We start from the raw sequence: 11,590 nt of genomic DNA on the forward strand, positions 1-11,590 counted from the left end.
CCATAACTTTCTTATCATTTTAACAGAAACATCTGGAAATTTCCTTTGTAAATGCTAAATTTAATAAGTTTACCCTTTGAATGTTCGGCTTTAACTTTTACTTTTTCCTAAACAATAAGTGTTTCAAGCCCTACACGCATCATATCAGTAAAGGTAGTTTGACGTTCTTCTGAACTTGTTGACTCCCCTGTCACTAGACTATCAGAGATGGTCATGATTCCTAGTGTTTGGACATTATGCTTTGCACCCAAGTAATAAAGAGCTGCTGCTTCCATCTCTACTGCTTTTACGCCCAATTTACCTATAGCCAGCGTATCAATATCACTGTAGAATAAATCAGCCGAAAGAACATTTCCTACATGGGTTGGAATATTTAAGTTTTTTGCAATGTGATAGGCCTTATCTAACAAATCAAAATCAGCAATTTGCGGCAAATCAAACTGTGGCCAGTCATTTTTAATAATGCGTGAAGTTGTGGCAGCGCCTTGTGCCAAGACTAAATCTCGTACATGAACATCTTCATTTAGCGCACCAGCTGTACCTACTCGGATCAGTTTTTTCACGCCGTATTCGGTGATTAATTCATGTGCATAGATGGAGATTGATGGCATTCCCATGCCTGTTCCCATAACTGAGATACGGTGTCCTTTATAAGTCCCTGTATAGCCCAACATGCCTCGCACATTATTAAATTGTTGAGCATCCTCGAGAAAATTCTCAGCAATAAACTTGGCGCGCAATGGATCACCTGGTAAGAGGATTTTATCTGCAATTTGACCTTCTTTAGCTTCGATATGAACTGACATAGTTACTCCTTATGTTTAGGTTATTTTGGTGCCAGCTTTCTTCACTAAAAAAAGAAAACGCTAACACGTTTTCTCTTATTTTATCACATTTTCGCTAAAACATTCTTAACAAGTGTTTTAAATGTTTCTTTCACACGTTCTGTTGTCTCAACAACTTCAGCGTGATTAAGTTCACTTTGCATTCCTGCAGCTAAGTTAGTAATGCATGAAATACCTAGAACACGCATTCCTGAATGAACAGCCACAATAACTTCAGGTACAGTTGACATACCTACTGCTGAAGCTCCCATCGTGCGAGCCATATGAATTTCTGCTGGTGTTTCGTAAGTAGGTCCGGTGAAGCCCATATAGACACCTTCTTGCACTTTAGCAGACATCTCTGCTGCTGTTTGCTTAGCAAGTTCTTGATAAGCTTTATCATAAGCTTGTGACATATCTGGGAAACGAGGACCGATCTCATCATCATTAGGACCAATCAATGGGTTTGTTCCCATGAAATTGATATGATCGTTGATAATCATCAAGTCACCAGGCGCAAAGTCTTTATTTACTCCCCCTGCGGCATTGGTAACAATAATTGATGGCGTACCAAGAGCTGAGAACACACGTACAGGATAAGTCACAACATCCATTGTATTTCCTTCATAAAAGTGGAAACGTCCTTGCATTGCAATGACTTTCTTACCAGATAAATCACCATAGACGAGTTGTCCAGCATGCCCAACAACTGTTGAAACAGGGAAGTGAGGGATTGTTTCATATTTGATAATAACAGGATTTTCAATTTCTCCTGCTAATTCTCCCAAACCTGACCCTAAGATAAGAGCGACATCAATAGCGCCAACACCCTGATCTTTGAGGTATTTTGTCGTTTCAGCTAACTTCATTTTCAATTCCATTTTTGTGTTCCTTTATTTTTATTTTTTCCAGCGCTTCAAGCCCTTTATTTGCATCGGGTAAAGTGTCTTGAGGAGCCATTTTTTAAATCCTGATATTTCAAGTTGATCCAAGGCCTTATTTCCTAAAGCAATTGTTTCTTCCAAAGTAATATTGGGTTGTATCCACGTCCCATTTTGATAGCAATATCTGCAATATTCGGTCGCTGTTTGCCCGTTTCTTTCTGTTCCAAAATCGACCGCTTGTGCTAAAGGCATACCGCAAGATTGGCAAAAAACTTTTTTGGCCATGAATTAGACCAAACTTTCAAGGAAGGACTCCCCGATTTCAGCCTTGTCAATGTTAAAGTTGTCTGCAATAGTAGCCGAGATATCTGCAAAATGTCCCAAAGGCAAAACTTTTGGTTCTTTCAATGAAGGTGAGAAGATAACAAGTGGAATATATTCACGTGTATGATCTGTACCTACATAGCTTGGATCATTCCCGTGATCAGCTGTAATCATTAACAAGTCATCTTCATGCATGGCTTCAAGAATTTCAGGCAAACGTCCGTCAAAGTCTTCGATCGCTTGTCCATAACCTTCTACATCACGACGGTGACCATATTTCGCATCAAAATCAACCAAGTTCGTAAAGCTAAAGCCTTCAACGAATTCTTCTTTACGCATTGCTTTGAGAAGACGATCGACACCATCCATATCGTTTTTATTATGTCCCATATCATATTTCACACCAACTGTGTTGAAAATATCAGAGATTTTACCTACTGAGTATGTATCTACGCCAGCATTATAAAGTTTTTCTAACACTGTTTCGTCAAATGGGCTCAAGGCATAGTCACGACGGCCATCAGTACGGGTAAAATCTCCTGGTGTACCAACATAAGGACGAGCAATAATACGACCAATCATAATACCAGAACCTTCCAGTGTGATTGAACGCACGTATTCACAAATTTTGTACAATTCTTCACGTGAAATAATATCTTCGTGTGCCGCAATTTGTAACACAGGGTCAGCGGAAGTATAAATAATCAACTCGCCTGTTTCCATTTGGCGTGGGCCAAAATCATCGATTACAGCTGTTCCAGAATAAGGTTTGTTGGCTTCACGAATGACTTTACGTCCAGAAAATTCTTCAATTTTTTGAAGTAAGTCTTCAGGATATCCTTCAGGATATGTTGGGAAAGGAGTTTGAATATTCAAGCCCATGATTTCCCAGTGCCCTGTCATTGTGTCTTTACCTTTAGAAACTTCTTGTAACTTAGTCACATAAGCCTTAGGCTGATCAGCAGCTGGGATAGTTTTGAGGGCTGTATCGCGTGGGATATTCCCCCACCCCATTTCTTGAAGATGAGGAACATTTAAACCACGGATTTCTGAGATGTGACCAATTGTATCCGAATTCACATCATTTACTGCTTCGTGTGTTTCTACATCATGGTTGAAAAATTTGTCTGCATCTGGTGCAGCACCGATTCCAACGGAATCCATAACTACGAGGTGAACACGATTAAATTTCTTAGGCATATTATTTTCTCCTTACTTAGTGAACTTTCTATATTATCATTATAAACTATTTAGTGATGAATAGGTTTCCAGAGCTAAACCTTCATGCAGAAAAACTTTTCTCGTTCGGAAGTTGCCCTTTGATGAGAAAAACGAAAACTGCTAAAGCCGCAATTGCTACACATGCAATCATGAGAAGAACTTCACTATAATGTCCTTTGACGGTTGCCGCAAAAACATGAAGATTTACACCATCAATAAAACGTGAAGAATAAGTAAAGCCGATTGACATTGCAATATTGATGCAAAGGTTGTAGAAACCAATTGCTGTTCCTTTGTTTTCTTCTGGCATTTTTTCCAAACTGGTATGCATGAGTGGAGCGTACATCATGGCAAAAGCACATGAACTTAAAATAAGCAAACCAGTGAAGAGGAAGACAGAGGCTCCCATAAATAATGCAGCAAGCACAATTGTCACCACAATAGTCACCATTGAAACAATAACAGCTTTAAATGAATCGAGCTTGGAAGCAATTGCTCCTGAAAGGCTTCCTACAATCGCTGCCGCTAAGCAAGCAGGAATGAACATCAATGATACACTGTCTAATTGCATCTGATAAACATCTGTAAGTAAAAATGAGAATGTATTCAAGGTAAAGGCAGCTTGTGTTGAGTAGATCAAAAGAGCAGCGATCAAGGTAAAGACAAACAATTTATTTTTAAAGAAGTCTATCGTAATAAAAGCATTTTTCTTTTTCGAAATATAGAGTAAGAAAACAACTGTTGCCAAAATAAAACCAATTAAAACAAGCCACGAGAAGTTGGTCAGGTAAACCATTGCAGTAACAGCAACAGCTGCAACAAGCATAATTCCTATCACATCAATATATTTTTTCTTACCAGATTCTTTGGGAAGATATTTTAAAAGGAAGGGGATAACCAATAAAGAAAGTAATGGCACAAGGAAAAGCGTTTGCCAAGCCAAATGAGTAGTGATAAATCCTCCAGTCAAAGTACCGATGACTGTCGCAATTTGAAAACTAGAAGTTGAAAAGCCATAATATTTTTTTTGCTTATCTGGTGCAACATAGCGAGCTACAAAGATAAGATAAAGGGTTTCAGTAGCGCCCAGTCCAGCAGCTTGAATGACACGCGCAAAAACAACCAACCAATAATTATCATGAACCAGGTAGCCCATAAAAGAACCTGCAGAAATTAAAAGAATACCAAAAATAAGTAATGAACGAATACTAATGCTGTCAGAAAGGGATGCATAGACGACTGCTCCCATTCCAATAACTAATCCAGCTAAGGTCACTTGCCAGGCTACTGTACTGGCAGAAACATGGAAATACTCCACCAGTTTCGGGGAAATGATTTTAAAAGAATTATCAATGACCAAAGAAAAAATCATCAATAAAAGGATGACAGGAACGGCTTTGCCTACCTGTACTTCTTGTGTTGTATTTTGCTGACTTGTAGAGAGTTGTGCTTCCACAGTTAGTCCTCCGATATGATATATTTAAACGCTCTATGTAAACGCTATCTTTAAAGAATATAATTATTATATCTTAAACATTTCTGAAAATGTATTCGCTTTCTCATAAAACACCTTGAAAAACTTTACAAAAAAAAACAAGCTACTCACTTGTCTTTTTCTACCTGATTGTACCTTTGGCACGATAAATGGTAAACATATCAACCATAATACGACAGATGACTTCTAAAGGTAGAATACTTCCTGCGTCCCCATAGAGTTCTTCTTTTTCTAATTTGCTTTGATAAGCAAGCAAATAGTAATCACTCATTTGGGCAAGTTGGCTTCGATGGTTACTTGTTAGAACTATTACTTTAGCTCCTTTTTTCTTTGCTTTTTTAGCCGCAGAAACAATGATTTTTTCCTCACCTGTTGAGGAAACAATAAGCATCATATCTTCTGCTGTCAGTTTTTCAGCATACATTTCCATATCATCATAGTAACGACTGATTGCATTTTTCCCCAGCGTTTGAAACCGATGAATCATATCATCCGCTACAGCTTCACTTGCGCCGCGCGCTACTGTCATGATCATCTTCGTTTCCACTAAAGCTTTCGAAATAGCTTCCAAGTCGGCAGGGTTAAGTAAGCCAATCGTCCGTGAAACTTCAATCAAGTTTTTAAAAACGTATTGATTGGCTTCGTCAGACAAACCAACTATCTTGTTTTCTTCCGCATTGGCTCCATTTTTATTTCTTTTGAGAGAATTTTTGAAATCGGCAAAGCCATCAAATCCTCTTTTTTTGAGAGTTCGTACAATTGTGGCTGTACTCACATGTGCTTCTTCCGCAATTTGAGTAATCGACATCAATTGGACTTTGGACTTATTTTCTTCCAAAAATTCCCAAGTATACATTTCCGCATCTGATAATTTTTCCATAGTTACTCAATTATACCACATCCTAGAAGGAAGCAGATACAAAAAAGCGCTCTTATCAAGCGCAAATGTCTTTTGTTATTCTGCTAATGATTTTAATTTTGAATTTTTAAAGACATCAATAGTATAAATTTTATTGAGGACTTTACATAAACCAAATGCAAGGTTGAAATCGACAAAGCTATGAACAATTCCACCGAAGAAGACAAGCATAAGCAAGCTATTTAAGGCTTGAGGGTTAAGATCTGCAAAACCAATACGATAAAAGGCTAAAACAACCAAGGCTTCCAAGCCTGCATGGAAAACTCCCAAAATCAGGTTAAAAACTTGTAGTTTAACTTTTTTGTCAACTAAATCTGGATTCTTCTTCAAGAACCAGGCCCCAGCAGTCATTACTACAATATGAGTTGCCGCGCGCATCCAGATAAGGGGAACTGGGACACTAATAAAGAAACCAAGTGTGGTCCCAACAGCTACAAGCGCTGCTAAATAAGGGCTAAAGAACATAGCGGCCATAACTGGCACGTGTGAAGCAAGAGTAAATGATGCGGGGCCAATTACGATTTTTGCCGGCATAATCATCGGAATTAAAATTCCTAAAGCCGTAAGAAGAGCACCAATCACCAAGTTCCTGATTCTTTTTCTACTATCAGAGTTCACTTTTATAATACCAACCTTTCTATGTTCACTATTTTACAATATTTCCCAGCGAATAAAATTACAATTTAGTTACATTTCCTGTTTTTTTACGTATATTAGGGAAGAGTTCAGTTTTCTATACACTTTAAAAGAAAAAAGTCTGAATAAATTCAGACTCTCTTGTTATTCTTTAAGACCTAGGCGTTCTTTAATCTGCTTAACTTGCAGTTTTGTGAATTCCTCTGGGCTGTTCTTTTGTAGTTCCATCATTGCTTTTGCTTGCGCAGGATTTGCTTTCAGTGCTTCTTCTTGCTGAGCTTGCATCGCTGGTACTTCTTGTTGAAGTTTTTTGGCTTCATCTTGGGTCAAGACGAGCCAGGTATCCTTAGGCACGTAAGCACGAGCGTGTTGAGAAACAAGCTTTCCTTCTTCTCCCCCAATACCGAAAAGGAACTTCATAAAGTTATCTTTAAATTTCCATTTGACTGTTGTTGTAACCACTTTGGCTTCAGACTCAGACGTTAGCTTGTAGTCTGCCGTTTTTTTCAAAGTTTCAACCATATGTTTTTGATCAGGTTGGAAATGAACTTCAGGCTCTTTATCTTCTTTATTTGTACGGTAGACTAAAGCATAATTATTGGTATCTTGACCGATTTCTGCTTTTAAAAGCAGACCAAAGGCAGCATTGGTGTCTCCTGCTGTGTAAATTTTCTTCGTTTCAGTAGTAGTTACTTTCTCCATACCCCAGTTATCTTTAATGTGTATTGTCAAAGCCATAACTGATGCTGTAAGTAGGATTAATGATAAACCACCAACAAGACCACGCCAAAATATTTTATCAATGTGGATAAAGCCGTAGAAGGTTAAAAGTGTAAATAAAGCAATAAGTATGATTATCATTATTTCTCACCTCCTACTTCTTTTTTGTTTTTAACAATATGCCCTTGAAGGAAAAATGAAAGCACGAGCCCAAGGATAGCAAAGGCTAACCCTATCGCGAAAGAGGCGTGATAGCCTTTAAGCATGGCATCTAACATATCTCCTGCAAAAGCAAGTGGGTTGGACTCTTTCAAGCGTGCTGCAGGTTGTGAATTGGTAATAATATTTTGCGTAACAGAGCTTAAGAGCGCCACAACAACAGCTGAAGCAACTTGACGTGCTGTACTATTTGCTGCAGTACCATGTGCCGATTGTTCGCGTGGTAAAGCGTTCATGGCTGAGGCAGTTAAAGGCATCATTACCATCGCAATCCCAAACATACGCAAACCATAGAGCACAGTAATAAAGTGTTCAGGTGTTGTTGTTGTCAAAAAAATAAATGGAATTGTACCGATGGCCAAAATGGTAAAACCAACACGCGCCAAGCGTTTCGCACCTACTTTATCATAGGCAGCACCCGCAAGTGGACTCACAATCCCCATCATCAAAGCACCAGGTAGGAGTGTCAAACCTGAACTCAAAGGTGAGAGACCGTGGACTTGTTGCATATACAAAGGCAACATCATCTCAACACCCATCATAGCCATCATCGAAAGTGCCATAACAACAGTCGTCAAAGCAAATTGTTTATTTTTAAATACGGAAACATTTAAGAAAGGTGTTTCCAGATGCAATTGACGACGGACAAAGAGCGCAATGATTGCTACCCCCGCTATGATAGGTAGGATAACCGTTTGAAGGTCGCCCCAACCATCGCTGGCTACATTTGTAAAGCCCCATAAAAAGAGCCCAAAACCAAGCACAGATTCAACTAATGACATAAAATCTAACTTCATGTCACGATTTGGCACAATATCACGCATAAAAATAAGCATCAATACCCAACAAATGGCAATAACAACCATTGGAATCAAGAAAATTGTGCGCCATGATTGTTCCAGAGTAAAGCCTAAAATGACATGATCTTTATCTAAAATCCATCCTGCATAAGTAGGACCGATTGCTGGTGCAAGACCAATAACAAGCCCCATAGCCCCCATAACAGCTCCCATTTGCTTTGGTAAGAACATGTTTACCATAACGACCTGCATCAAGGGCATCGAAATACCAACGGCAATAGCTTGCATGATACGTGCCCCTAAAAAGACGCTCCATGTCGATGTTGGCGCCGAATATGCGACAAACATTCCAGCTAGTAAAATTGCATAAGAAATCAAATATAACCAGCGTGTTGGGAATTTTGTGGTCAAATATGCCGATACAGGAATCATAATACCGTTTGCCAATAGGAACCATGTTGTGGCTTGTTGCCCTGTAGCTAAAGAGATATTAAAATCATTCATCAATGTGGGCATTGCTGTACCCAATGAGGTTTGCATGAGCATCCCTCCAAAAGTAGCAATCAAAATAAGTGCAAGAACAATTCCTCGATTAAAGGGTTTACCATGAATATCGAGTGGCTGATCTTTGGTTAATTCTTCAGTCATACTTTTTCGTTTTCCTCCTCAAATATTTCCATTGCTAAATCAAAAAATAGTTGGACATTTTCAACAAAACTTTTGGTACGTTCTTCACCCATTCGTTCAAGGATTTTTACAATACGGCTTACTGCTTCTTTTCTTGATTGTTCCGCTTCTTCACGTCCTTTAGCTGTGATAGCAACTAAAATTTTACGGCGATCCGTACGCGAAATCTCACGTGTAACAAGTCCTTTTTCCTCAAGATTATTGAGAATTGTCGCTACTCGTGCAGTACTCATATTGGTTTGCTTTGCAATATCACTAGGCAAAATCGGTAAGCCAGTATTTTTATAAAGGCCAACCAAAACGAGTTTTTCACCATGCGCATACTTACTAAAACGACTCATCATTTCAGTTTTACTGCGACTTTTAACACAAGACAAAAAAGTTTCTGCTGCTTGATTGTAATCCATATCTTCCATTCCTAACACTATTAATTATCTAACACTGTTAGTATTATATTCTCTTTATTATAAATTGTCAAAAATTTACTATGATAAAGAAAGCTTACTTCTTCAAGGTTTTCTCCTCTTTATTTATTTGGAATACTAGTGAAAATTTTTCATAGAAAAAGAGACCTCCTAATTGTGGTCTACTTTTACGGCCATTTTTTCGCTAATAGATAATACGAGTGAAGAAGAATAATAAGGCGAAAATCTTTTTTAGAAAATCTCCAACTCTTTTTTATGGAATGTGTGTATTATAGAGCTTATATCTTAAGGTAAGCTGAATAAAAAAGATTAAATTTTAGCTTTGCGATATCCAATTTGGGAACAAAAAAAACGAAATAATTTAGCATATAACATTGTTAACCAGAGCGATTTAATTGATATTTTAAACACATTTTTTTAAACGTTGATTTTTATTGGTGTTTCCACCAGCTGAAGATTTAATTCTCTTTGCTTTATGATAAAATATAAATATTGGAAAAATTTTAATTTTACAGGAGTGAGTAAGAAAAATGAAGATGCAACACATAGATAACGGAATAAAAAGAATACTTTTCTTATTATTATTTTTGCTTTCGTTTTATTGGTTTTTTTGGTCTGTAAGGTACACCTTTTCGGATGTTCTTCCGAGGATAAGTCACACATTCTTTTTATCACTACTTGTTTTGGGAATTGTTTCGGGAATCACCTTTTATAAATCTCTAAAACCCTTGGCTATCAAGAGCTGCAAACTCCTTTATACTTATCGTTATTTTGTAATCGGAATACTTTTCATCGGTCAGTTTGTGATATCTCTATTTGCTCAAGCTCTTGCTAAAGGAGATGCTGCAGTTTTATATACAGTAGCTACAAATATCCCTGTTAATAGAGAAGATATCCTCAAATATTTTTCTTTAAACCCAAATAATTTTTTCATTTTGGTCGTTTTTAAAATAATCAATAGTATTGTGTCTTCGAAAAATCTCATACTGGCAGTTTCTCTCTTAAACGCTGCAGCAATAGATGCTGGCATTCTTTTATTAACGTCTTTAGCAAAGCATTTAAGAGGAGAAAAATTATCTCAAATCATCTTTATTGAAGCATTATTTCTCATCGGTTTACAGCCTCAGTTTCTTTACTTCTATACTGATCCTTTCACCTTCTTTTTAACAAGTTTACTCTGCTATTTAGCTATTATTAAGTCATCTAGCAAGAAAATATACCCTTGGTTTTTTATTGGTATTATTTTTAGCATTGCTTCCCAAATTAGAGTCCCTGTTTTTATCTATCTCTTTGCTTTTATATTCGCTATTGTCTATCAATTCATATTTTCGTCAAAACAAGTAGCCTTAAAGCCAGTATTTGTTAAAGGACTACTTTTAACTTTAGGGATCGCTAGCGTAACTTTTGGAGTTCAGTATTATGCTCGTCATCAAAATTTTACCGAGTACGATAAAAAATATAGCCGAAGCCTAATGTATTTTGTTGATTTGGGCTTAACAGATACAGGAGCAAATCATTCAGCATTACCTCCCCAAATTCTCTCCCCTGGCTATAATGGAAAATTTAAAACTAAAACCGAATTAGCACCTGAAATAAAAAAAGATGTTCAAACAAGAATCTCAGAATATGGTGCTTTTGGAATGCTCAAACATCAAAGCACTAAATTTAAACTTTTTGTAGAAGATGGTAGTCTGGGCTGGACAATAGAAAGTGTACTTGATGAGAATAATATAGTTAATACACAATTTACGGATTCAATCCTAGGACATAAAATAAGAAATGTTGTCTATACGAGTGGACAATACTATCCTGAATACGCTCTATATATGCAAATTATCTGGAGTATTGTAGTATTTGGTTTGGTAAGTTATTTTAGAAAATACAAGAAGATTTTAAGCTACGAATTGGTTTTGCAGCTCACATTATTAGGGGGCATTTTATTCCTCTCAATATTCGAAGCGGGAAGAAGTCGCTACTTGATACAATTTCTGCCAGTGATTATCATATTGTCATCAATTGGATTTTTAAACTATTTCAAGGATCGCCAAAATTCTAAACAACAATAAAATAATAATAGTTTTAACAAGGTAGTTTTCTTTCAAATATAAATCTACCCCTAGGAGTTCAATCCTTTAATCGTATCTCAAAAAAAAAAAGCAAAAAAAAGAATGTAATATAAGTAAACCACTTTATAGCCACATATTCCGTCATTCTCACGTTTCACTTCTTGCAGAGTTAAATCTTCCTTTAAAAACCATAATGGAACGTGTAGGGCATTCTAACGCTAATACAACACTATAGAATTACAATCATGTCACTAAAAAAAATCGTGAAGAGTTATTGAATCTCTGAATGACATTTAACACCTTGCCCCTCTTTAATAAAACAAGAAAATCGACATAACAAAACCCTTGCAAATACAAGGGTTTTTAATTA

At 37.0% G+C, this 11,590-nt stretch carries 12 protein-coding genes; 2 read left to right on the forward strand and 10 right to left on the reverse strand.

The annotated features are described in order from the left end of the window. Nucleotides 1-107: 107 nt before the first annotated feature. From deoD to VNN39_RS09755, 10 genes are all read right to left on the reverse strand, one after another. Nucleotides 108-806 carry a purine-nucleoside phosphorylase gene (gene deoD, locus VNN39_RS09710; protein ID WP_017369770.1) on the reverse strand — a complete coding sequence of 233 codons (699 nt, stop codon included), beginning with the start codon at nucleotides 804-806 and terminating at the stop codon, nucleotides 108-110. A gap of 83 nt (nucleotides 807-889) precedes the next feature. Next, nucleotides 890-1,705: a purine-nucleoside phosphorylase gene (locus tag VNN39_RS09715; protein WP_213496784.1), complete on the reverse strand. Its 816-nt coding sequence runs from the start codon at nucleotides 1,703-1,705 to the stop codon at nucleotides 890-892. A gap of 18 nt (nucleotides 1,706-1,723) precedes the next feature. Further along, nucleotides 1,724-1,993 (reverse strand): zinc ribbon domain-containing protein, encoded by a 270-nt coding sequence (locus tag VNN39_RS09720; protein WP_096368427.1) that lies wholly within the window; start codon nucleotides 1,991-1,993, stop codon nucleotides 1,724-1,726. A gap of 3 nt (nucleotides 1,994-1,996) precedes the next feature. Then, a complete protein-coding gene (locus VNN39_RS09725; RefSeq protein ID WP_096368428.1) occupies nucleotides 1,997-3,232 on the reverse strand; it encodes a phosphopentomutase in 1,236 nt (411 codons plus the stop codon). An 82-nt stretch (nucleotides 3,233-3,314) separates the two neighbouring features. After that, nucleotides 3,315-4,709, reverse strand: a complete 1,395-nt coding sequence (locus tag VNN39_RS09730; protein ID WP_338997637.1) for an MFS transporter — start codon at nucleotides 4,707-4,709, stop codon at nucleotides 3,315-3,317. A 160-nt stretch (nucleotides 4,710-4,869) separates the two neighbouring features. Further along, nucleotides 4,870-5,628: a MurR/RpiR family transcriptional regulator gene (locus VNN39_RS09735; RefSeq protein ID WP_017369775.1), complete on the reverse strand. Its 759-nt coding sequence runs from the start codon at nucleotides 5,626-5,628 to the stop codon at nucleotides 4,870-4,872. Nucleotides 5,629-5,703: 75 nt separating this feature from the next. Further along, nucleotides 5,704-6,285: a hypothetical protein gene (locus VNN39_RS09740; RefSeq protein ID WP_004258153.1), complete on the reverse strand. Its 582-nt coding sequence runs from the start codon at nucleotides 6,283-6,285 to the stop codon at nucleotides 5,704-5,706. A 162-nt stretch (nucleotides 6,286-6,447) separates the two neighbouring features. Then, on the reverse strand, nucleotides 6,448-7,164 hold the full coding sequence (locus tag VNN39_RS09745) for a DUF4811 domain-containing protein (RefSeq protein WP_338997638.1): 717 nt from the start codon (nucleotides 7,162-7,164) through the stop codon (nucleotides 6,448-6,450). After that, nucleotides 7,164-8,690, reverse strand: a complete 1,527-nt coding sequence (locus tag VNN39_RS09750) for an MDR family MFS transporter (RefSeq protein WP_339007103.1) — start codon at nucleotides 8,688-8,690, stop codon at nucleotides 7,164-7,166. The genes VNN39_RS09745 and VNN39_RS09750 overlap by 1 nt, the downstream gene beginning before the upstream one ends. After that, entirely contained in the window at nucleotides 8,687-9,136 is a 450-nt protein-coding gene (locus VNN39_RS09755; RefSeq protein ID WP_338997640.1) for a MarR family winged helix-turn-helix transcriptional regulator, read from the reverse strand. Before VNN39_RS09755 ends, VNN39_RS09750 begins: the two co-directional genes overlap by 4 nt. A gap of 548 nt (nucleotides 9,137-9,684) precedes the next feature. Between VNN39_RS09755 and VNN39_RS09760 the strand changes: the two genes are divergently transcribed. Both VNN39_RS09760 and VNN39_RS09765 read left to right on the forward strand, forming a co-directional pair. Then, entirely contained in the window at nucleotides 9,685-11,220 is a 1,536-nt protein-coding gene (locus VNN39_RS09760; protein WP_096368433.1) for a hypothetical protein, read from the forward strand. 133 nt (nucleotides 11,221-11,353) lie between these two features. Next, entirely contained in the window at nucleotides 11,354-11,455 is a 102-nt protein-coding gene (locus tag VNN39_RS09765) for a hypothetical protein (protein WP_252175926.1), read from the forward strand. The last annotated feature ends 135 nt before the right edge of the window (nucleotides 11,456-11,590 follow it).

It is taken from the genome of Lactococcus formosensis (assembly GCF_037892375.1).
Taxonomy (GTDB): domain Bacteria; phylum Bacillota; class Bacilli; order Lactobacillales; family Streptococcaceae; genus Lactococcus; species Lactococcus formosensis.